Annotated in this window: 16 protein-coding genes and 1 pseudogene; 4 read left to right on the forward strand and 13 right to left on the reverse strand. The window is 32.0% G+C overall.

Annotated features, from left to right (window positions below; translation table 11 throughout):
• Positions 1 to 3: 3 nt before the first annotated feature.
• From GQR98_RS15615 to GQR98_RS15665, 11 genes and pseudogenes are all read right to left on the reverse strand, one after another.
• Positions 4 to 987, reverse strand: a complete 984-nt coding sequence (locus tag GQR98_RS15615; RefSeq protein ID WP_159020335.1) for a nucleoside hydrolase — start codon at positions 985 to 987, stop codon at positions 4 to 6.
• Positions 988 to 1,185: 198 nt separating this feature from the next.
• Positions 1,186 to 3,369 (reverse strand): DEAD/DEAH box helicase, encoded by a 2,184-nt coding sequence (locus GQR98_RS15620; protein ID WP_317164235.1) that lies wholly within the window; start codon positions 3,367 to 3,369, stop codon positions 1,186 to 1,188.
• Between the two features lie 174 nt (positions 3,370 to 3,543).
• Positions 3,544 to 4,098 (reverse strand): annotated as a pseudogene (locus GQR98_RS15625) (DEAD/DEAH box helicase family protein); the annotation flags it as partial.
• Between the two features lie 276 nt (positions 4,099 to 4,374).
• Positions 4,375 to 5,124 (reverse strand): LytR/AlgR family response regulator transcription factor, encoded by a 750-nt coding sequence (locus GQR98_RS15630; protein WP_159020340.1) that lies wholly within the window; start codon positions 5,122 to 5,124, stop codon positions 4,375 to 4,377.
• A gap of 7 nt (positions 5,125 to 5,131) precedes the next feature.
• The gene (locus GQR98_RS15635) at positions 5,132 to 8,167 is read right to left on the reverse strand and encodes a two-component regulator propeller domain-containing protein (RefSeq protein WP_159020341.1); all 3,036 of its coding nucleotides are present in this window, start codon (positions 8,165 to 8,167) and stop codon (positions 5,132 to 5,134) included.
• 187 nt (positions 8,168 to 8,354) lie between these two features.
• Complete coding sequence (locus tag GQR98_RS15640) at positions 8,355 to 8,717, reverse strand: hypothetical protein (protein WP_159020343.1); 363 nt, start codon at positions 8,715 to 8,717, stop codon at positions 8,355 to 8,357.
• Between the two features lie 32 nt (positions 8,718 to 8,749).
• The gene (locus GQR98_RS15645; protein WP_159020345.1) at positions 8,750 to 9,775 is read right to left on the reverse strand and encodes a hypothetical protein; all 1,026 of its coding nucleotides are present in this window, start codon (positions 9,773 to 9,775) and stop codon (positions 8,750 to 8,752) included.
• Between the two features lie 10 nt (positions 9,776 to 9,785).
• On the reverse strand, positions 9,786 to 10,694 hold the full coding sequence (locus GQR98_RS15650; protein WP_159020346.1) for an SH3 domain-containing protein: 909 nt from the start codon (positions 10,692 to 10,694) through the stop codon (positions 9,786 to 9,788).
• A 24-nt stretch (positions 10,695 to 10,718) separates the two neighbouring features.
• Positions 10,719 to 11,294 (reverse strand): hypothetical protein, encoded by a 576-nt coding sequence (locus tag GQR98_RS15655; RefSeq protein ID WP_159020348.1) that lies wholly within the window; start codon positions 11,292 to 11,294, stop codon positions 10,719 to 10,721.
• Positions 11,295 to 11,585: 291 nt separating this feature from the next.
• The gene (locus tag GQR98_RS15660; protein ID WP_159020349.1) at positions 11,586 to 11,792 is read right to left on the reverse strand and encodes a hypothetical protein; all 207 of its coding nucleotides are present in this window, start codon (positions 11,790 to 11,792) and stop codon (positions 11,586 to 11,588) included.
• Positions 11,789 to 13,942: a VIT and vWA domain-containing protein gene (locus GQR98_RS15665; protein WP_159020351.1), complete on the reverse strand. Its 2,154-nt coding sequence runs from the start codon at positions 13,940 to 13,942 to the stop codon at positions 11,789 to 11,791. The genes GQR98_RS15660 and GQR98_RS15665 overlap by 4 nt, the downstream gene beginning before the upstream one ends.
• Before the next feature lie 696 nt (positions 13,943 to 14,638).
• Here GQR98_RS15665 and GQR98_RS15670 point away from each other — a divergent pair.
• The 4 genes from GQR98_RS15670 to GQR98_RS15685 all read left to right on the forward strand — a co-directional run bounded on the left by GQR98_RS15670 (position 14,639) and on the right by GQR98_RS15685 (position 19,976).
• On the forward strand, positions 14,639 to 15,937 hold the full coding sequence (locus tag GQR98_RS15670; RefSeq protein WP_159020353.1) for a hypothetical protein: 1,299 nt from the start codon (positions 14,639 to 14,641) through the stop codon (positions 15,935 to 15,937).
• Positions 15,938 to 16,382: 445 nt separating this feature from the next.
• Entirely contained in the window at positions 16,383 to 17,243 is an 861-nt protein-coding gene (locus GQR98_RS15675) for an outer membrane beta-barrel protein (RefSeq protein ID WP_159020354.1), read from the forward strand.
• Between the two features lie 484 nt (positions 17,244 to 17,727).
• Positions 17,728 to 18,144 carry a DUF6789 family protein gene (locus GQR98_RS15680; RefSeq protein ID WP_159020356.1) on the forward strand — a complete coding sequence of 139 codons (417 nt, stop codon included), beginning with the start codon at positions 17,728 to 17,730 and terminating at the stop codon, positions 18,142 to 18,144.
• Positions 18,145 to 18,230: 86 nt separating this feature from the next.
• Positions 18,231 to 19,976, forward strand: coding sequence for a thiamine pyrophosphate-dependent enzyme (locus GQR98_RS15685; protein WP_159020357.1), 1,746 nt, complete (start codon positions 18,231 to 18,233; stop codon positions 19,974 to 19,976).
• Between the two features lie 127 nt (positions 19,977 to 20,103).
• Here the strand turns inward: GQR98_RS15685 and GQR98_RS15690 are convergent, their stop codons facing one another.
• Both GQR98_RS15690 and GQR98_RS15695 read right to left on the reverse strand, forming a co-directional pair.
• Positions 20,104 to 21,765, reverse strand: coding sequence for a hypothetical protein (locus GQR98_RS15690; protein ID WP_159020359.1), 1,662 nt, complete (start codon positions 21,763 to 21,765; stop codon positions 20,104 to 20,106).
• 288 nt (positions 21,766 to 22,053) lie between these two features.
• Complete coding sequence (locus tag GQR98_RS15695; RefSeq protein WP_159020361.1) at positions 22,054 to 23,373, reverse strand: ATP-binding protein; 1,320 nt, start codon at positions 23,371 to 23,373, stop codon at positions 22,054 to 22,056.
• Positions 23,374 to 23,394: the final 21 nt, after the last annotated feature.

Raw genomic sequence — 23,394 nt, forward strand, 5'->3', positions numbered from 1 at the left:
AGGTTATTTTTTATTTAAGCTTTGCCAGAAATCCGTTTTCATAAGGTCTACCTCTATTTTTGTATGGATGTTTATTAAGCGAGGCGTGTTTTCTGGAGGCGTTAAAAAGGTCTCAATTTTCGATAATTCAGGATGTGCAAGTGCTTCAATAATAGCAACATCCCACATAATCCAGCTTTTCTTTTCTGGGTCGTCTTTGGTCCACCAACGCTCATAAGTGTCCCATCGGTTTATTAAATAATCGGCAATACCGCCTTTGTTTTTTAATTGCGCATCTACTTCTGTTTTAGTAAACACCAAGTGCTGACTGGTTGTTGCCGTCATGATACTTAAATCTAGACCTTCGGTATTTAGAAGAATATCCACCGCTTTGGGGTCGTTGCCTGTATTGAATTCCTTCTTGTTATAGACGTTGGTTTCTACAGTATGCCAAAAACCAAGATAATGCACTTTTAGTTTTTCTATAATCGATGGATCTTCTAAAATAGCACTCGCCACATTGGTGCTCGATCCTAAAATAACCACGTTTAGCTTTTCGCCAGCGGGTAATTTATGCGCCATTTTAACAATGAAGTTTGATGCCGGAGAACTCGCTGGTTCTGTACTATTGGTTATCGGTACATTACTTCCTAGTGGTAACGGAATGCTGTAATTCCCCATTAAGTTCAATATCTTTTCGTTAATATCTTGGCTTTCTTGTACGGTGTTTTCGGTTGCCAATGGCGATGTATGAAACTGTGCCGAAGTAATCCCCAAAACATTAAAACTCGGTTCTTTAATAGCTCTAACAATAGCATAAAGATCGTCGACTTCATTGGCGGTATCGGCATCAATAATGATGGGTAAACGCGTGTCTTTTACTTGTGCGCCCACTGAAACCTGAGTAAAAACGGAAACTAGAAGTATTAATTGAAACAAAGAAACGTAAATCCCTTTATTGAAATTTACGCTCTTAAATATATTGAGTTTATTATGTTGTTGTTGCATGTAGGCTTTCTATAATTGCTGAAATAATTTGTGTTTACAAAAGTACAAACTATACGATTGATGCAGCCTTTGGTCGCAGAAAGTGATGGAACATTACTTGGTTGGGGATTGGAGTGTTTGGATGTGGAGAATATTAGAATCTTGAATAATTATTAAAATGGCAACATATCTAAATAAATTAGCCTAGGAGCATAATTTTTAAGAAGATGCCCAAATCTTAAGATTACACCCTGAACTTTGAAGCCTATCATCTAAAATTAAAAGTAGTTTTTCTACATTTGTCATATTCTCTATAAAAACAGCCGATTTAGAAAGACCTGGTTGAACCAAATAAACATTATAATCCCAATCTGTAGGAATAAAATCATCATGTAATTCATTTAATTCATCATATTTATCCTCTAGTATTCTTGAATTTTGAGTTTTATTTACTCTATTCAATAATTGTTTAATTATGAAACTAGACCTTATCCAAATACAATTTCTCAATGCCTGTTGTAATAATTCTGTTATATTTCTCATATTTGCTCCTGATTTATCTGTAGAAGAATATTTGCAATGAAAAAAGTGAATGATTTTTTTATCTACTGAAAACCATATTATATCAGCCATTTCTCCTGCTCCATCATCAATAACTATAATATCATTATCTAGATAATCAGAACTATCAGTTATTACTTTAATAGTCTTTTGTTGTACATTATAAATTTTACCTGGCTCTGTAGGTTCTTCTGCTTCTTTCTTTATATCCGTTTCATCCCAACCACCATCTATTGCTTTAAATAAAGTCCTATCAAATTTTTGTTCCTTAATTTTTGGCTCAAACAATGTAGTACCTCTTAAACTTTTAGCATTTTGGAATATTATTAATGGTGGATATGCATTTATAAAGTCTTCAATACTAGTCTTTATTGGGTCTTTATCAGGAATATCTATAAATATATTAATTTCTGTATCTGAGTTAACAACCCATTTTTGTTCATTGTCGAAGTCAAAGTGAATTTTTGCTAGCTCATCTTTTTCTACAATAAGTGAACATTCAATTTTTTTATTATTATTTAATAAATTATCAAAAATAATTTCAGGAATAAAACTTTCATAATTTTTATCACCTTTTGTAATATCAACTATTGCCATTTGGAAACAAACACTATCTAATTGAATAGAAACAGGATTATCTTCGAATTTTTCAACAGATTTAAAATTAGCTAAATTTGACATTCTAGGAATTTTAGATTCATTATTGCCTAACTTAATAAGTGAATAAATATGTTGACACCAAATTGAAAATTCTTTAACACTTTTTCTTTTAATGGCCCATATTCGACCATTATTTACAGCAATACCTCTAGTTTCATTTTCGTCTATTCTTGATAACGCATGACCAAAAGAAAATACAGCACCATCAGAATGTTTAACTGCAGACTCTACCTCTAATCCCATTAACATTTTATACGTTGGATTTGATGCTCCACTTCCGTAAATATTTGACATACCAACCATAAAGTACTGGCCAATAGTATTATCACTTAATCCATTTCTAATATTTGATGCAGGAACAATTTTATATTTTTTTGTGTCAAATAGTTTAGATTTCATATAGTTTAAAATCAAATCAGAAGTCGTACTTTCAAATAAAAAATCATCAATTAAATATAAAATATGTAAATCATAATTCTCTTGAAATAAGGCTGAATCTTTTCCCCAAGGCAATGTTTTCTTATGTTTTGTAATTAATATCAAAGGAGAATTAACATCTTCTTGATGAGTGAAAACTAAATCAATTCCTGAAGGCATTTTTTTATGAAAACCTTTTTTAAATTCAAAACCAACTTTTGTCTTATAGATTTTGGTACTAAAGAATGGTTTTAAATCATTAGGAGATATACCTAATGGATTTAACTCACTTGGTTCTGAATTTGGGAATAAAGGTGAATTCATAACAATTTCTTCAACTAAACCAGGAATTAATTCATCCCATGACTTATCAAAATAATATAATTTCTTAACCTCACCTTTCACATAGTTTTTATCTGCAATTAAAATTGCATTTCCTGTTTGATTTTTATGTACTCTTGAAATTCGACCAATGAATTGAATAGTTGTAGGTAAGGTTCTCGGTATATCATGTAATACACTTATTTTCAATGTTGGTATATCTAAACCTTCACCAATCATACCAACAGCTATTAAACTTTCTAATTCGCCTTTTTTACACTTAATCAAACAATCTTCGTTCTGTTTAGTTGTATTCTTACTATGAATTAAACCAACCGATATTCCTTTAGCTTCATATATTTTTTTTAAATCTTTTGCTGAATCAATTTTTCTAGTTTTGATTAATAATTGAGCATTTGGATTATTTTTTTGCTCATTTCTCAAATTTTCTATCGCAGCATTTGCTAAAAGAGAATCTTTTTCTTGACTTTTTCCATTGTTCGTTTCTACATTTTTAAAAATTACAGGTCTATATATTTTATTTTTTATCGCTTCTGCTATTGGATAGTGATAAATTAACTCACCTTGAATTCTTTTTCTATCTCTCCTAAATGGAGTTGCTGTTAATAAAATAATTTTTGAATCTTTAAAATCTTTAAAAGCGCTTTCGTAAATTTTAGCAGGAGTATGATGGGCTTCATCAATAATTATTAAATCAAATAAATTCTTTGGAGGAACTACGTTTTCTTTCATTTCAGAAGAACAACTATGTGGAGTTCAAACAACCACATCATAAGATTTAGTTGCTTTTATCCAATCATTTTCAGTTTTTAAATACCCTATATGATTATTTACTTTTGGCTTTTCTTCACTATTAAATACACCTAGAGTTTTTAATATTTCCATTTCATTAAAAACATCAAAAATCTGTTTTCTAATAACAACAGAAGGTGTAATTATTAAAACTTTTTTTATCTCTAACTCAAAGCATATAGCAATCATTAAAGCTGTTTTCCCTGAGCCGGTTGGCATGCTGATTAGTGCAGGTTTATTAGTTTTTGTGTAATAGCTTTTAACAGCCCAAACTGCTCCTTTTTGACATTTTCTAAACCCTATTTTATTCTTATTTACCTCTAAATTAAAATGTTTTTTATTATTTATGAAAAATGACATTGTATTAGTTATTTAAAATTTTAAACAATAAATTTTAACACCAATTCTAAATTCGAATAGAAGCAAAAGAGATATTAAGCATAATCAACTTGGGAGTGTCTAAATATATTACAATTTGTAGAAATTACTTTACGGAAACCCGTAATCGTATGATTTTTATTTAAAATAACTTCTCAAAAACAAACCCCATCACTCCTTACCTATTTTCAAGCAAAAAAAGTATATCTGCCAGCGATTGAAATTAAAGACAAAGGTGTCATTAAAAAAATTACCCACTCACCTATGCATCGTATCTAAAATCTCAATAATTTCGGTTTTCTTCCGAACAGAAACCGGTACATTTTCGCCATTTTTCAGCATTAAATAACCGCCATCGGATTTTATGTATTCACTAACATAATCTAAATTAACCAAGTGACTTTGGTGAATTCTGATAAAATCGTAACTTTTTAACATGTCTGCAAAATACTTCAATGTTTTGGTTACAAATACTTTACGCTTGTCTTGAAGATGAAAAATGGTATTATTACTATCAGATTCACAACGGATAATATCATCTAAACTCACAATAATAATTTTATCTAGTGTGTGTAACGATATTTTATCTGGCTTTTGTTCTGGAGCAGAAAGTGTTTCTTTTAAAATGGTTAATCGTTCCTTATTAGGTTGTATTTGCTTTTTAGCGCGATCTACAGCCAAATCCAATTCCTCGTAAGCGTACGGCTTTAAAACATAATCTATAGCCGCAAATTTAAAGGCTCTAATTGCAAACTCATCACTGGCTGTTACAAAGATAATTTTCGATTTTAAATCTGGAAAAATCTCTAGAATATCAAAACCAGTTCCATCGCCTAACATAATATCTAAAAATAGAATATCGGGTTGTTTTTTACGTAAAACCTTTGCTGCTTCTACAACACTTTGTGCGGTGGCTATAATTTCAACTTCGGGATGCCTGGTTTCTAAATCGCTTTTTAAAAGCTGTAAAGCATCAATCATGTCTTCTACAATAATGGCTGTAAGCATAGGTTCTCTAATAATCTGTTAATAAAGGAATTTTAAAAGTAATATTTGTTCCGCCAATAGTACCATCATCATTTTTAATTTCGGTAATCTGCAGTGCATTTTCGCCCGAAATGGATGTTAAACGCTCTTTTGTAACAGTAAGCGCCATAGATTGATGGTCTGTTTTTATTTTTGTCTCCTGAGATTTAAAAATACCAATACCATTATCGATTACTGTACAATGCAAATAATGTTCGGTAGTATTAAATTCAATTTGAAGCACTCCTGCTTTGTCGCCTTTTAAAATACCATGGCGAATTGCGTTTTCTACAAAAGGCTGAATTAACATGGGTGGCACAAGTATTTCTTCTGGATCGAGTTCGCAGTTACTGGTAATTGTAAACGTAAACGGTTTTGCTGCCATTAACTGCTCTACGGTAATATAATGGCGTATGGTTTTAATTTCTTGCCCTAAAGTAATCTGGTCTTTTCTGGAGTTATTTAGCGTTTCTCTAAGTAAGGTTGCAAAACTATTTATTGTGGCATTCATTTTATCTGGTTTGTTAATGGCCATGGCTTTTATACCATTTAGTACATTAAAGATAAAATGCGGATTCATTTGCAATTGCAACGCCTTATGTTCTAAAGTAAGCAGGTCGTTTTTTATTTGCAATTGTGCTTTATCCGCTTTGTTTTTTAATCTTATTCTTCTAATGTATAGCCAACCTAAAACTAATAAAAGCAAGAGAGCAAAGCCTATTACAGCCCATTGGAATGCTGCTTTTTTGTATAACGGACTATCGATAAAAAAATTGAATTTTATGGGTGTGCTTTCCTCCCATCTGTAATTTCTAGATTGTACAGAAAATTGATGCGCACCATAAGCTAAACCTGCAAAGTTTTGTTTGTTCTCTTTAGACCACGGGCTCCACGCGTTTTGGTTTAATTTAGACCGATATTCTATTTGATTTGGATGATCGATATCCACACTTCTATAGGCAAAACTTAATTGAGTTTGGGTTGGGGTTAAGTTTAGAACTTTGTTTGTATTAGTCCAAGCCTTTAGGTTTATAGTATCGACACTTTTATAAGCAACTTGCACATCTTTAAAATAGATTTCGGGTTTTAAAGTACTTTTGCTAGCAGCACTTGGTATGTATTCGGTTAAGCCATAAAGCGCACCAAACCAAAGGTGGCCTTTATCATCTTTATCTACGGCATTTAAACAAGTTTCTATACCTAGAAAACCATCGTTTCTTCCAAAATGATAGATGTCTTCAATATCGCTATCTTGGTTTAATTGAATTTTATCTACACCGCGTTCTGTGCCTGCCCATAAATAACCTTGATTATCAAATATTAATTGATATATATTTTCTGAAGACATTTTTTTCGCTCCTTTTAAAGGTTTGAAAATTGGGGTGTTATCGCTAATTTCTGAAACCCAAATACCTTTTCCGGCTGTTCCTAGAAACAATTTATCTTGATGAAACAACAACGTTCTTATAGTCGTTTGCTGATTTAAAACAGCTCCTAAAGCTGTTTGTTTGCCATCTTGAATATAACCTAAAAGACCTGTTTGTGTGGCGTACCATAATCTGTTTTGGTTATCTAATGCGATGTCTTTTATGTATAAATCGGTGATGCCAGATTTTTTACCATATCTTTTTTTGATAACTAAACTATCCCTTTCATTATCGTAATTAAACTGTATAATACCACTAGAATAAGTTGCTGCCCACATGGTGTTTTGTCCTTTAACAAGCTTACGAATCCAATCGAATGGAAATCCGTTTTCTGAATTTAGAACCTTGTTTTTAATTACTGTTTTGGTGAATACTTTTGTGACAACGTTTAAAGAATCGCTATAATCGGGAACTAAACTATCTACGGTTTTCGTGGTTCTTAAAAGTACACCATTACCGTCGGATCCGGCCCAAATATTTCCATAATCGTCACTAGTTATGGTCTTTATTTTTATATTCGAAAAGCCTTTAATTTTAGGAATATGATGAATCCCTAACGTATCTATTTGTGTTAAACCAGCTTCGGAACTCGATATCCAAAGGCTATTTTTTGCATGATGTACAGCATAAATACGATTACCTTTTAAGCCCGATGATGCATCGAAATGTTGAAAATTATTTTGGAAATATTTATAAAAACCACCGCCAGATGTGGCGATCCAAATATTAGATTGTCTATCGGTAAACGTTTTTCTAATATGAGAAACCGAAAGCCCTTTGGATTTGTTTATGTTTCTTTTTTCGGCATAATTTTGGGTATCTATAATGCTTATGCCATCATTATCTGTTGCCACCCATAATTCATTTTTATTATGAATTTCCATGGCATTAATACCAAGTGGTTCTCGTAATAAAATAGGTGCTTCATTACCTTTTGGATCTAGTATTAAAATACCATCTCTATAAGTTGCTGCAAATATTTTATGGTTATTATAAACTACAGATTTGAAATTGTTTTCTTCAATTTTTTCTATTTGGATGCCCGTGCCCTCAAGCTTATTTGTTTTCCAAAGTCCGGTGTTAGTTGCTATCCAATAAAACGTACCATCGAAAACAATAGCGTTTACTATACTGGAATCAATGTCTGTGTTTATGCTTAGTTTTTTTAGTTTTTTGGTGTTAGAATAACTGTATACCCCTTGTTTTGTTCCTAGATAAAGTCCTTTTTCTGATTTATAAAAATGATTGACTTGCGGACTTTTAAAGTTTGAAAAGTTATTTTTTATTTTAATAGATAACCCGAGATTTGTTCCAATATATAGGCTATCATTACTCGTGTATAACGCATGAATATAATTGGAAAGTAGTCCATCATTCTCGTTCCAAACAGAAAAATTGGTGCCATCAAAATTACAAAGTCCGCCTCCTTGTGTGCCTAACCATAAGTAACCAATTTCATCTTGAACAATATCGTATACTTGAGATTGTGGTAAACCATCTTCTATGGAATACGATCGTAATTGACTGTTTTGCGCGCTAATTATGGAGCTTACAAAAAGTAGGAATAAAAGAAAATATGTAGTGTGTTTTTTGCTCAAATGATGTTTTGTTTTCTAGCGTTTTTTAAATTACAATAATTAGGTTAAAAGTTATATTGGATAAGAGTTGCAATTTCGGTTAAATATAAACTTTTTTTAGATTTACTCTCTTCCATTTAGGTATTAAACCCTCATTCATTTTTAACTGAATTGGTAAATACTTCTCTAGTTTCCGATTTTATTCAAATTAATAATTTCGTTTTTGTTGAAAAGTAAACGGACTTCTAATATATGCTGCAAATATGGTAGCCATAACAATTAGAATTGCAACGTCATACGGTTTTCCTTTGTACATATGAATAAAGACAATAAGCGTCATGTAAAGCGCTAATAGCATGGTTCCGATGACAATCGTTCTGTTATACAAAAATAAAGCTGTCGCTATTAATAGAAATATACCTGTAATAATGAGTATGGCATTATTTGAAACAATTTTATTCATTTCACTAGAATGCAATATTTTATCTAAAGCGTTAGGTATAAAAAACAACGTTATTATTACTGACGGTAACCATATTAATATGGTTGTAAATATTTTTTTTGGGTCCATTTTTTATCTAATTTTTAAGAGTGAATTGTATTTTATATTGTTTGGTATAAACTAGTATCGTTTATTGCTGTGTTTCTATATTCTGTTGCATCATCTTTCTGTAAAATGGGCTGTAATACACAAAGCACTGTTGTTTTTCCTTTAATAAGAAGTTTATTGCCATGGATTTCACTTTTCCAACGGTATTTTTCTATAGGAATATTTAGATGATATAAAATAGTTGCCATTTCTGAAGACTCGGAAACCCAATCCATAATAGCGTCTTTATCACTAAGTTCTGGAATTTCTGATTTATCAATAAAAGTAAATTCCCATTCTACAGGAATATTAAATTTATAGCTATAAATACCTCCTAAACTTGTTTCTTTTCTTGTTTTTAATGCTGTAAACCAATCTATTTTAGTCTGTGGATAACTCGCTTTAAAATCTTTTGAAAGTGCTGCTGGACCTGGAGATTCGGCTGTTGGGTAATAACCGTAATATGGTTTTGCTAAATAGTGTCCTGCATATTTACCTCCAAATACATTAAAATATGAAGACGCAATTATTTTTGGTGATTCTACTGTTGTAAATACTTGTTTTAATGCCTGTAAAAGCACTTTATTCTCTCCTAAACCACAAGAATGAAAAACAATTTGTGTGCTATTATTTATACCTGATTTTAAAATAGGAATATCATTTTTGAATTCAGATAAGGTTTCTACCGTAATGCGTTCACCTTTTCTTGTTGTTTTTAAAGACATGCCTAACCAAGGATTACTATGGCTTACAATGTGAATTTTAACGTATGTTTTACCAGTAGTTTTATTGAGAAAGCTAATGATTTCTTCTATTGAAAATAAATGATCTACAACCTGTATATCTTGTGCTTCAAAATAGTGTTTTGCATTGGTGTAATAGGTGTTGTCACCTTCATCAAAGCCAGCTATAAAAACAATAGATTCTGTCTGTTCTGTAAATTCTATAGGCAAAGCAAGTGCCGTTTCCGGTGTTTGCGAAAACGGCTTCTTGCAGCCTAATATTAGAATTAAAAAGATTAATATTGGATATAGTTTCATTAATACTTTTTTAGAAATTAATAGGATCTAAATGCTCACTAGCTACTAAATCTTCCGTGCTTTCTGGCGTATCCTCAACTTTAACTAATTTGTATCCATTCCATTTATACTCACTAATAATTAGTTTTTTATCTTCCTTAGCGGTTTCATTTTTAGCTATTGTTTTATGATCTGTAATAAAGGTTTCTAAAACCAATCTGCTTTTTACACCTTCCATATCTGATGGAAAAACAAAAGATTCTGTTTTACTGTAAGATGTATCGCAGTGATCTATTAAACTGGCTACGTTTGTAAATTTTCCGTTATTCCAAAAAATGTACATTTTGCCTTTATTTTCATTTCCTTCGGTAGCAGGAATATCAAGAGCGATAATATCTTCAACATTAAACAAGCCTTTGTTTCCAATATTTTTCATTTCTAAAGCTTTAGATTGATGTCCGTTGAAAACAATTTTATCAATTTGAACGCCGTTTTTAAAAGCTCTTAATTGATGTTTTTGTTCAATTTCGCCTGCTTCATTTACGGTAGCGCTTTCAAAACCATAAGCAAATTTTACGTTGTGGCTTGCTTCACTCCCAAAGGTTTTTTGAGCTATTAAACCGCCCCAAACCCAACCAGAGTCGTTACCTATACTTACGCGATACCAGTTGCTTTTAATACCATCTAAGGTATCTTCACGTTCACTTTTTTCTTCTATAACCATTTTGGTTCCAATAGGTAATAATGCTACTGCCTTTCCCTTTATAGATGGATTTTCACGTAAGTAAACGTGGTCTGCAAGTAAGTATTCATAAGTTACTTTGCTTACCGTGGTACTTGGTGTTGCTGTTGCAAAATTTACTTGTGGTTCTGTTTGGCCAAACATGGTTGACATTGCTACTAGGCATAATCCTAGGATACTGTTTTGTACATTTTTCATTTTGAATAAATTTAAAGATTAATATTAATTATTGTCAATGCCTGAATAGGCTACTGATTCGTTGTCGTTAAAGTCATCATCATTCCACGCGAAACTTTGTAGAACTTTAAGATCTTTAATAGTATGTTTTTCTGTAAAGCTGACCTCTGTTTTAAGTATTATGGCTTCTTTACCATGTTTTTGTGCTGGGAATATATATTGAACTTCTGTTGTTGTATTCTCGCAAAATTCGTTTTCTATATATGGTAATGAAATAGAATCGTTAGTATCCGTTATCATGTAATAATGAGTTTCGGCATGGTAGCAACATGTACTATAATTGATGTCTACTTTTATAATTTCATTAATGTTATCCAGATTAGGATCTATTAATAACGTAATAGTAACATCTTCAAAAAGATCAAGATCTAGAATGCTTAAAGTTGCTACTTTCACAGAAGCATCATCTGTTGCTACAATATCGAACAGTGCTGTAGCATATTCTTGTTGCTTGGTATCCATTCTATTTGCAACAGTATATTTGTTTGTTTTATTAAACTCTTGCGCGCTTGTAAACTGAAAACTGATTACTGTGATTAAAAGAATAATTAGATTTTTCATGGTATATATATTAGGTTGTTATGTTTCTATACCTCAAAATTAAGGGAGAACTAAGGGTTTTTTTGGTCGCTTCTAGTATCCGTTAGCTATAAACTAGAATTCGTTAATTATTGATCGGTTACACTTGTTTTGATCGTTATTTATCATCATTTTACTAGGTCTATAAAAAGAAAACCTGCAAAGTTTTTAAGCCTTACAGGTTCTTCTGGTTTTTGAAATTATGGGGTGATAACGGTTTTATTTTCTATTCAGAATAACAACTTCAATTAAAAAAAATTAATCGTTAAACTATTATTCTACAAATTCCTCATATTGATATTCTAAATCAAGGTTACAATCTGCTTTTGTGTTTTGTTGTTTAAAATTATACACACTATCTCGGGTTTGTTCTGATTCAGTATTTGAATAAAAATCAATGTAATCACATCTTACTAAAATCATATAAATATTTAACGCGATACATGATACAACTGCTATTTTTAAAACGGTTTTTATCATCTTTTTAAGGTTAAAGTTATACTTCTACTCACATTTAATGTTTTTACAGATAAACCCGTAAACTCTTTAAAAACAGATGAAGCATAAACCCAGGTGCCATGATCTAGAACTTCAATTTCTGTAATTTCACCTTCGGCATTAAATTTAATACGCAGGCTATCATATTGTTTTAAGTATTTGGTTACTAAAGTTGTGTACAATGCTTTAAATTCCATTTTAATCTTTCTTTTATCGATTTTCAATAGGTTTTCATTGATTGTTATAGAAAAAGACTTTTTGAATGTGGTTTTTTTAGAGACTTCTGCTTCTGCTCCAACAGCCGAATTATTTACGTTTTTAGGCATTGGAAGCGGTTGTTTTATCGTTTCTAATGTGCCATCCTCGTTAACAATGGTTTCATCTACAGCTACAAAAGAAGTGTAATTGGTTACTAGATTGTATTTTATTCCTAAGTCTATAACATCTTGCTTGACATCATCCGAAAACAACTTATTATAATCGTCTAGTTCTTCAATTTTTTTTCTTGCCCATAAATAGCGTAAAGCTTTGTTTTTAGCGCTTACATTCTTAGAAGAGACCTTGAATTCTTGTTTGAATTTTTTCTTACCTTGATAACCAGTAATTATTATGCTGCCTTCTGGTTTACCATGGTATTTTCCATAAACAAGCACAGGTCTAGCAGCAAAAACATCAGGAATACTGTTTGGAGCCATCTTGTAGATTTCAAACCCTTTGGCTTTAAGTTTTACTTGTGTTAATAAAGGGGTTTCTATATAATTTTTAAAAGCTTTTGCTGTTTCTAAAGCTTCTGTTTTTGAGGTGGCTATAAAAGACTCGCTATTAGAAACCTTGGCCATACCTTCTATTAAATATCGATTTACGCTAGAACCTATTCCAAAAGTGAATACATTGGCTTGATCTAGATTCTTTTTAATAAGCTCGAAAGCTTCCTTTTCTATACTTACATAACCGTCTGTTATTACAACCATTGAACGCGCACTGCTTGGATCTTTTCTTGGTAGTTTGTATGCTAATTTTAATGCGCTAAGCAACTCTGTACCGCCTCCGCCTTGTCCTTCAGAAAGAAAAAGAATAGCAGCTTCTATATTTTTTTCATTGACTTCAACTGAATTTGTACTGAAAACAGTAGAGCTAGAAGCAAATAACTGAACGTTAAAAGTATCTGTAGCTCTAAGATCACAAAGTAAATTTCTCATGAGTTCTTTTGAAACTTCTAAAGGATAACCGTTCATAGAACCCGAAACATCAACAATAAAAAGGTATTCTCTAGATGGAATATCTTTAAAATTAATTTTGTTTGTTGGTTCCATTTGTAGCGCAAAGAAGTTCTCATCGCCATGTTCATATAACAATAAACCAGATTGTATACTTTTGCCACGAAGGTTATAGTCTAAAATAAAATCTCTGTTCCCAGGGTTTTTATTACTTTTTGATAAAAATATTTCGGCTGTTTTTGGATCTGGATAATTAATATTTACTTGGTGGCTGCTGCTATTTATATTTTGAATAATCATGCCAGCATTAAGTGATACTTTAATATCATAATCAAAAGTACTTGCCGCTCCTTTTGAAGTATATGGCGAATTAAAAGCAGCTTCTGAATGTTCGCTTTCTCCTGTAAATCTTGGACCAACTACTGCTGGAGCTACAAATTGATAAGTGCCATTAATAGGAACTAATAATTCGGTATAATAGATAGCAATAGTAATTTCATCGTTAGGCATAATATTCCCCACATTCATTAGGAAAACATTAGGTCTGTGTTGGTCTAGTTTAGCTGCTCGTTTTCCTTCTTTTACAGCCGTTTCATATACTTTTTGAGCTTCTTGTTTCTCAAAAATTTTAGCCTTTATAATACGATTGCCAACCGTCATCTGCATTTTATGTACTGCGGCTTGAGTAGACAACGGAAAAACATATTTAGCTTCTATGGGCGATTCCCCTTTATTTTGATAGACTTGAGTAAGCTTAACATGAGCTATAGTTCCTGAAATTTCGACTGCTGTCTTAGATGATTTTAAAGAAATTACAGCATCTTTAGTTGAAACTGATAAATATGGACTATCATTATTTTGAGCAAAGCCTAAAGAGATGGAACAAAAAAGTAAGAGTGTAACTAAGTATTTCATGGTTTTATTTTTTAGATTGTTGTTATTTATACATCAAATCTAAAAGAGAAACGATGCTAATCTAAGTGGGTTTTAGAATTCGTTGGGGTTAATCTAGAATTCGTAACATCGTTATATATTAAAAAATGATTAATCAAAGTTTTTATATTATATCCACAGAGGCGGTGAAAAAATGTAAATATTAAATAATTAAGAAAGTGTTTTAATTGCTATGTAACAGAGCATAGTTGTTCTAATATTCTTATCTGCTTATTTAAAGTAATCCTTCACTTATTAACTTATTAAATAGCTATTAACAAATAGATTAGTGTTATTTTATTTCAACAAAAAAAAACTATACCCCCCCCCTTTTTTTTAATTTATTAAAGTATAACTTTTTAATAAAACGCATTTATTATGCTTTTTTTATTAACCGTTTATCTATTCAACTATTGTTTACAACCGTTCAACTAATTTTAAAAGCAATTCTCAATAATTTAAAATATTTTTGTGCCAGTTAATAATAAATATAAAATTAAAATTGTGACTTATTAAATTTAAAGGTGTCTTATAAATAGAACAACTTTTAAATATCTCTCTAATTATTACGCTGAAATATTTTATCATTAAGCCCTCAAATCATGATAAAGTTGTTTTCTAGATTAATTCTGAATTTGGTATTAATCTTGATTACGTCGTAATGAATAAATAAAAACTATGAAAAACTTAACCCAAAAAGCATTAATACTTATAACTATGTTATTCGTGGGCTGTATCTATGCGCAGCAAGAAAAAGGAATAATCGGTAATGATAACTGGCTTAGTTATTGGACAGATTTTAAACCTAAAACAAATGACTATGGTCAACCTAGTCAAATTTTAACTGGTAACATTACTGAAGATACTAAGTTAACTAAAAGAGAAATTTATTTATTAGTAGGAAATGTTTTTGTAACAGGAAACGCAACACTTACTATAGAACCAGGTACTATTATAATGGGAGATTCTGAATCTAATGGTTCTCTAATTATTAGTAAAGGATCAACTTTAATTGCTGAAGGTCAAGAAACAGATCCTATTGTTTTTACGTCAAGTAAAGATATTAAGAAGAGTGGTGATTGGGGTGGATTATTTATTCTTGGTGATGCTCCTATTAATCAAATGGGTGGTGTATCTAATGTAAAATATGGTTTTCAACAAGTATCCAATCAAAATGCTCTTTATGGAGGAGAAAATACTAGAAGTAATTCAGGTGTTTTGAAATATGTAAGAATAGAGTACGCAGGAAAAAGAACTAAAGATAATGGTTATTTCAGTGGTGTAACTTTGGCCGGTGTAGGAAGCGAAACTGTCTTGGAAAACATTATGGTGACTTACTGTAAAGGAAATTCTTTTAATGTTATTGGAGGAGTCGTTAATTTAGATAAAATGGTTTCTTATAGAAGTAATGGTAATGATTTTGATTTTAATTATGGTACCCAATGTAACATAACAAACTCATTAGCTATACGCTCTCCTTATGTTTCAGGTTCAGAAGAATCTAGATCTATGTCTATTTCATCTTATAACAAAAAAGAAGAAGTAGATTATTCAAAAAAATCCACATTGGTTACTGCTGAAAATATGTCGATAATTAATTTAAGTAACGATTTAGCTTCAGCTATTGAAATAGGCTTAGTAAAAGAAGGTATCTATATATCTAAAGATGCTTCTTTAGATATGCGTAAAAGTGTTATTTCTGGATTTAATCCAGCTGTAATAATAGATAATGAAATTGAGTTATCTACTGAAAACTTAAATAAGCTAAAGTTTAGAGAAATGTATTTCAATAACAGTAATGGAAATATTTTTATAAAAAACAAACCTAACAATGAAGATTTAGAGAATTGGTACGGTAACAGCTTATTCTTTAATGTCTATTCTAAAGGTTCAGATTCTGAAACATTTATTGATTCTCAAGACGTAAAAAATCTTGATTTCAGATTGAAAATTGATGAAATTATAGCTTCAAATTAATATTGGGCTTATAGTTTGAAGATTGGTTATCTTCTTAAATAAAAAAAGTGATATTTCTATTAATAGAAGTGTCACTTTTTTTGTACGCCAAATTTAGTAATATTCTATACATATTAAAGCTTCCCTCCTACTCAATCACATGAAAAACACTACATTATTTATGTAGAATACTTTGTTAATAGGTTATCTTAGTTTTAAAGTTATACATAAGTGTAATGGTATAAAGATCTTCTAAATTACTCATTACTAAGCTATACTAATTCAGAGAAGAATAGTTAATAAAATTAGCAGAATGAATTATCTAATTGGCTTGATAATCTTTATGTTTAATACATCTAACTAATCTTATAAAAAAAGTATATTTGCCATCGATTGAAATTAAGGGCAAAAACGTCTGATTTTTCAGTCTTTTTTTATTAAATTAATACTTAAAAAAAAGAAGGTCATGAAACATAAAATTTTAGCACTTACAGCTGTTGTAATGAGCGGTTTGGCTTATGCCCAAGTTCAGGTTTCGGTGAGTACAGGTTACGCCTTTGCTAGTGCAGGAATGAAATTAGGAGAAACGGTAAACGTTTCGGAAACAGGGAACTCTTACGGGAGTTATGGCGAAGGAGCCAATGTGCAGATAAGAGGAACTTACTTTTTTAATGAGTCTTTCGGTGCCGATTTAAGTTTTGGGTATTTACAAGGTACAGACCAAACGGTATCTGAGGTTAATACGCCTAGTACCGATATAAATGCCGTGGCTAGAGCCCGTGCTTTTGGAGCATCGACATCTGTGGTGTATAAATTTACTAATAACATTTACGGTCGTTTTGGAGCCTTATTAAAATTAGGCGGAAAAACGGAAGCTGTGGTGTATAGAAAAGCGGTGTTTTCGGAAGCTGAAGCCGATGCTTTTGGTGTGCCAGAGGGATCGTATTCTGAAACGAATTACACTGAAGATTTTCACGGGCATTTTCCGTTAGGTTTTGTTGGTGCTTTGGGTTATAAATTCGATTTAGATTCTAATTTCAGTTTGTTTGTAGAGGCCGAATATTACGGTATTAGTTTAAAGCGTAAAGACTCGGAACTTGCTGAGTTTAATACCAATATTGTACTGCCTGATGGAACGGTTGCTGTAGAGGGTTTTTACTCGCTAGATAACTTACCAGATGGTACGGTTAGAAAAACAACGTATGTCGATAATTTATCGAATACCAATACCGATGATTCTAAAAAGCTATCTCAAAAGGTGCCATATTCTTCTTTCGGAATTAACTTTGGTATTACTTATAAGTTTAAAAAACGTGCCTATAAATAGTAGTCTGCACTTTTAAAACATCATAAAAAAACCTTGTTCTTTAATTAGAGTAAGGTTTTTTTTGTGGACAGATTTTACTTAGGGTTTTGTTCATTTTCATCTTCTTTGATTATTAACATCTAAAATTCATAATAAATTGATTTTTAAGTGATTATATTACTCCTTGTAAATTATTAGTTTATATAGGTTTATCATGGTTTTCTACAATATCTTTCCGTTGAAACTACAGGTTTAATACTGCTGGTTTCCTTCATATTCATACATCCTATTTAAAAAACAGACATGTATTATCCTTTTTAAATGGAGCAATAATGAAATGGTACGAGGCAATCCGTATCTCGTACTTCGGCTAACTTGCAACTTATAATCAATACTTTAATAAAAGAACTTGTTTGTTTTCGGCTTTAGCTTCACTCAAAACTCAGCATTCATTATTAAAATCACATTGAAGAAAGAATCATAAATTTTTAAAATTAGAATTACAATGAATAAAACTATTTCAAAATCAGTATTCGCAGGTATTATAGCAACCGCAGCCATGACAATTATTATGCTTATGGCTCCAAACATAGGGATGCCCGAAATGGCGCCTTGGAAAATACTATCAAGTGCATTGATTGTTTCCTTAGTAGAAGGCTGGATTTTACACTTTGTGATGGGCATACTTTTAGCTTTTGGTTATAGCTATGTTTTTGCACCGAGTGTTAACATACAAAACACTTGGATAAAAGGTGTTGTATTTGGTATTGCTGCTGTGGTGGTTGCCCAAATTGGTATGAAATTAATGGGGATTGTTTTCGAAATGCCACCTATGGATGGTAGCATGCCTATGCGATTAATAGCCATGCTTATTGGACATATTGTATTTGGTATTGTAACCGTTAAAATAATAGGAAAATAACCCCAATTTGGAATTTTATAATAATCTAGTTTACGAATGCCAAAGTGGTATTGGTAAATAAAATATAAACCTAAAAACATTAAATTATGTCTAAAAATGTATCAGAACAATTACTTGATATTTTATTGAGTGTTGGCGTAAAGAAAGTATATGGAGTTACTGGCGATGCCCTTAACTTTTTTGTAAAAGCAATAGAACAGCGCGATGGCGTAGATTGGATAGGAATGAAACATGAAGGTAATGCATCTTTCGCTGCTTTTGGTGATAGCCAAACAACAGGAAATCTGGCTGTTTGTGCGGGAACTGTTGGCCCTGGTGCGTTGCACTTAATTAACGGACTTTATAATGCTAAAAAAGAACGTACGCCCGTTATTGCCATTACTGGACAAATAAACCAAAAACAACAAGGGACGAGCTTTTTTCAGGAGGTAGATTTAAAGAAGGTTTTTGATGATGTTTGCGATTATCAGGCTATTATTGAAACGCCCGAGCAGGCGCCTATGGTGATACAACGTGCTATTAAAATTGCTATGGCTAATAATGCTGTTTGTAGAATTGAATTAGCGGCTAATGTTGCAGAAATGAAAGCTGAAAACAATCAATTTATACACCCAATACTAAAATATAAATCGCATTTGGTTCCCGATGAAGCTGTGATTCTAGAAGCGGCACATTTAATAAACAATGCCAAAACAGTTGGTATTTTGGCTGGTGATGGTTGCCGTGAAAGTCGTGAGGCTGTAATTACTTTATCTAAGCGACTAAACGCGCCCATTACGCATAGTTTGCGTGCTAGTGATGTGTTTGATCATGATACCGAAAATGTGGTGGGACTTACAGGTTTAATAGGTAATCCATCAGGTTACAATGCCGTGATGAAGTGTGATTTATTATTGATGTTGGGTACAGATTTTCCGTATATAGATTTTCTTCCACATGATACTAAAACTATTCAGGTTGATATTAGACAAGAAAATATAGGAAATAGAACAGCCGTAACTTTGGGTGTTTGGAGTGATATTTCATCGTTTTTAGAGCTGCTTAATCCGAAGATAAATCAAAAGGAAGATTCTCAATTTATGGATAAATTAAAAGAGAGTTTTAATAATTGGAGACAGAATATGAAGGAACAGGCCTCGCCTACACGTGAAAACGAACCTTTGCATCCACAAATATTTGCCGATTTAGTAAATGAACATGCTTCTAGCGATGCTATTTTTACCGTGGAAACTGGAACTTCGGCTATTTGGGCAGCGCATCATATTTCGTTCAATAAACAGAGACGTTTAATTGGTTCTTTTAATCATGGTTCTATGGCTGTTGGTTTGCCGTCGGCTATTGGAGCACAAATGGCAAATCCGGATAAAGAGATTTGGTGTTTAAGTGGTGATGGTGCTTTTAATATGGCGATGCAAGATTTTATTACAGCTGTTAGGTATGAGCTCCCTATAAAAGTATTGATTTTTAATAACTCCGAACTTAGTTTTGTAAAGCTAGAAATGGAACAGGTTGGTCTTGCTGCCAGTTTAGATGCTTTGCATGAAACCAATATGAATTTTGCTGAATATGCCAAACTCTGTGGTGGCGATGGTGTGCGCGTGGAACATGCCAAAGATATTGATGCGGCTATAATACAAGCAAAACATAGTAAAAAGCCATTTATTATTGATGCTGTGGTTAGTAGTGGCGCCTTGTCTTTACCGCCACATATAGGTGTTAAAGAAGCTATTGGTTTCGGAACGTCTAAGTTAAAAGAAGTCGGACAAGTGATTACTGGAGATAAAGATCAATGGCAAAACTTAAAAAAGGAATTGCAGTCTTATTTCGATTAAATTATAAATAGAATAGATTTAACCACTAAAAAGTGGTTGTCTGGCACAAGATATATTAAAAAGAAAAAACCTATTAAAACGTTAGCTTTAATAGGTTTTTTAATATGAAATAAATTGAGGTTTTGTATTATTTTAAAACTCTAATTCTGTGATTATCATAATCTGCAATATAGATTGTACCGTCTGCAGTTACTAACATACCTGCAGGATTGTAAAATGTCGCTTGAGATGCAACACCATCATCACTACCTAATGAACGTGTACCTGCAATAGTTGTTACTTCTGCATTTGGCGATATTTTTCTAATGTTATGTTCCGATCTATCAGAAACTAATAAATTACCATCATTATCGATAGTAATTCCGTTTGGCACACCAAAACTGCTACTTGTTCCAACGCCATCGCTAGAACCAGAAACACCATTACCTGCAAAAACAGTTACAACACCAGCTAAAGTTACTTTTCTAACTGTACGACCAAATTGATCGGTAACCATTAATTCGTTATTGTTACTTAATACAATGGCTCTTGGATCTTTAAATTGAGCGCTGCTACCTGCACCATCATTATAACCTTCGGTTCCTCCTGCTAGCGTACTCACTAAACCTGCAGTTGTAATTTTTCTGACACTTTGGTTTTCTAAATCGGCTACATAAATGTTACCATCAGCATCTGTAGTTAAGCCAGAAGGCTTGTTGAATTTAGCAGCGGTACCCATACCATCTACAAAGCCAGAAGAGCCACCAGCAAAAGTTGTAACTACTCCGGCTAAACTTACTTTACGAATTCTGTTGTTGGAGCTATCTGCAACGTATAGAAAACCATCTACACCCATAATAATATCTGTTGGACGGAATAATTTAGCGTCGGTTCCTGTGCCATCTGCAAAACCATTAACACCACCTACTAAAGTTGAAACTAAGCCAGCTGGTGTAATTTTTCTAACGGTGTGGTTTCCGTATTCGGTAACATAAATATTTCCAGCAGCATCGGTAGCCATTCCTGTTGGTCTGTTAAAAGTTGCTATAGAAATATCTCCATCTACGTACCCTTCAGTAGAACCTGCAAACGTACTCGCTGTTAAAGCTTCTATAACATCGATTAAACCAATTGTTATTTCTTGAGCAAAAATGATATCTGTGTTTTTTAAGGTTACTACAATAGTTGTTATTATTTCCGGTAAGGTTTCAAAATCTAACAAACTACTATCTAGAACTCTAATTTCTCCCGTAGAAGGGTCGATTTCAATAGCACCATCTATGCTTACGCTTTCCATACTGAAAACTAATGCCTCATTACTATCTGTTGTTACAGTTACTACTGCGATAACTGTACCTGTAGCCGCGTTTTCTTCAATAGTAAAAGCTGAATCGGAAGTAATGACTAAGCTAGAATCTAAAACATCATTTATCGTGATGGTGAAATTAATATCTTCGGTTTCTGTATTAACTTTAGCTTCTATAACTCCAGTAATTTCGGTATTTGCTTCATAATCGAATGCCGTGTTATCAGCAATTAAAAGTTCGCCAGTAGTCGGGTTAATACTTACTGCGCCATCTACTGTTTGAGATTTAATACTGAAAGTTATATCGCCTTCGTTCGCACTTGCTGTTACGGTACCTAAACTGGTTTCGTTTTCTTCGTTTTCGTCTATGGCTGTCGCGAAATCTTCAACTGTAATAACAATTTCAGTATCTAGAGTTTCTTTTTCTGTTTCATCTTTAGTACATCCAAAAAGGACGAATACTACAGATACTAATAGAAGGTTTGAAATTAAGTGTTTCTTCATGTCTTGGGGTTTGATAATTTAGTTAAAATCAATATTCATTTCATTATTTTAATCGATTAAATACGTTTATCAGCGATTAAAAGTGGTGAATATAAGACTAATTATAAGAAACTAGTTGAATTATTAGAAGATTTTCAAAATTGGAGCAAGTAATTAAGGCCATGAATTTTGAATAAATTTGCATTGCCTAATTGATTTATCTTCTTATTGAAAAAGATAAACTTGAAGTGTATGATTATTTAGAACCTTGAAGGAACTATTTAAAACACTGATTATAAACTAATACGATTAACTTTTCGGAAGAGTAAAGAAAAACGTAGAACCAATACCCTCTTCACTTTCTAACCAAATAGAACCATTGTAATATGTGATAATCTTTTTAACAATAGAAAGTCCAATACCAGAAGAAGCTCCAGTGCTTTCTAGTTTAGTAAATACTTTAAATATTTTATCGAAATAATCTGCTTTAATCCCCATACCATTATCCTTTACATAAAACTCGTAATGCTCTGGCTTTTCGGAATATCCAACATCAATAATGCCGTTATCTTTATCACTATACTTAATAGCATTTTGAATTAAGTTTTGAAAAACTTGCTTAAATCTCCAAGTATTTCCGAACAACGTTGGTAGGTTTTCTTGAACTGTTATGGTTGTATCGCTTGGTGTTAAAACGGTTTGAAGAACATCGTCGATCATTTCATTGAAATCAACATGTTTATCTTCAGATTCTAAACGATCTACGGTAGAGTAATCTAAAATACCCTTGATTAAAAAGTCCATTTTTTCCACATTAAACAAAGCTTGTTCTAGTGGTTTCATATCCTCTTTTGATACTTTATCTTTATGGTCGTACATAAACCAACCTACCAAAGTATGTATATTTATTAATGGCGCTTTTAAATCGTGAGATACTACGTGGGCGTATTCATTTAGCTCTACATTTTGTTGTGATAAGCTTTTTAGTAACTCTTCTTTTTTCTTTTCTTGTTCTTTTATTTGGTCTTCATTTTCTTTTCGCTGCTTAACATTTACCAACATGTTTGCGAAAACAAAAAGAATTTCCTTTTCTTTATCGTTGTATTTATTAATCTTTTTAACGGAGTCAAAACCAATAAAACCGATTAACTCATTGTTCTTAATTTTAGGAATAGTAATTAAACTTTTTATGCCTTGAGGTTCTAAAATGGCTTTTAAACCAAACTCACCATCGTCGGGTAATAAACTCACATCTTCAACAAAGAAAGCTTCTCCTTTTTTATGAGCCTCTAACCAATGTGTAATATGATCTATGGGTATATTTTGTAGATGCTCTATTTCTGGCTCAATACCTTCTGCGCACCATTCATAGGTGTTGGAGGTTGTATTGTTTACAAAATCGTAGGAGAATATGTAGCTTCTATCCGATTCTACAAACTCGCAAATTTGCTTAAGTGATTTTTCTAGAAGTTTATCAATATCCGATAAATCGGAATTAATATACGTTGTAGAAATATTAATTAATAAGTCTTGAAAACGCAGTTGACGTTCTATGATTTTATCTTTTTCTTCTTGACTGAAACTTGTTTCTGAAATTGATTTCGCGTGGTCCTGGTGATCTGCTTTCATTCGACTTATTAAGGTTTAAAA

The sequence above is a fragment of the Algibacter sp. L3A6 genome (assembly GCF_009796825.1).
GTDB lineage: Bacteria > Bacteroidota > Bacteroidia > Flavobacteriales > Flavobacteriaceae > Algibacter.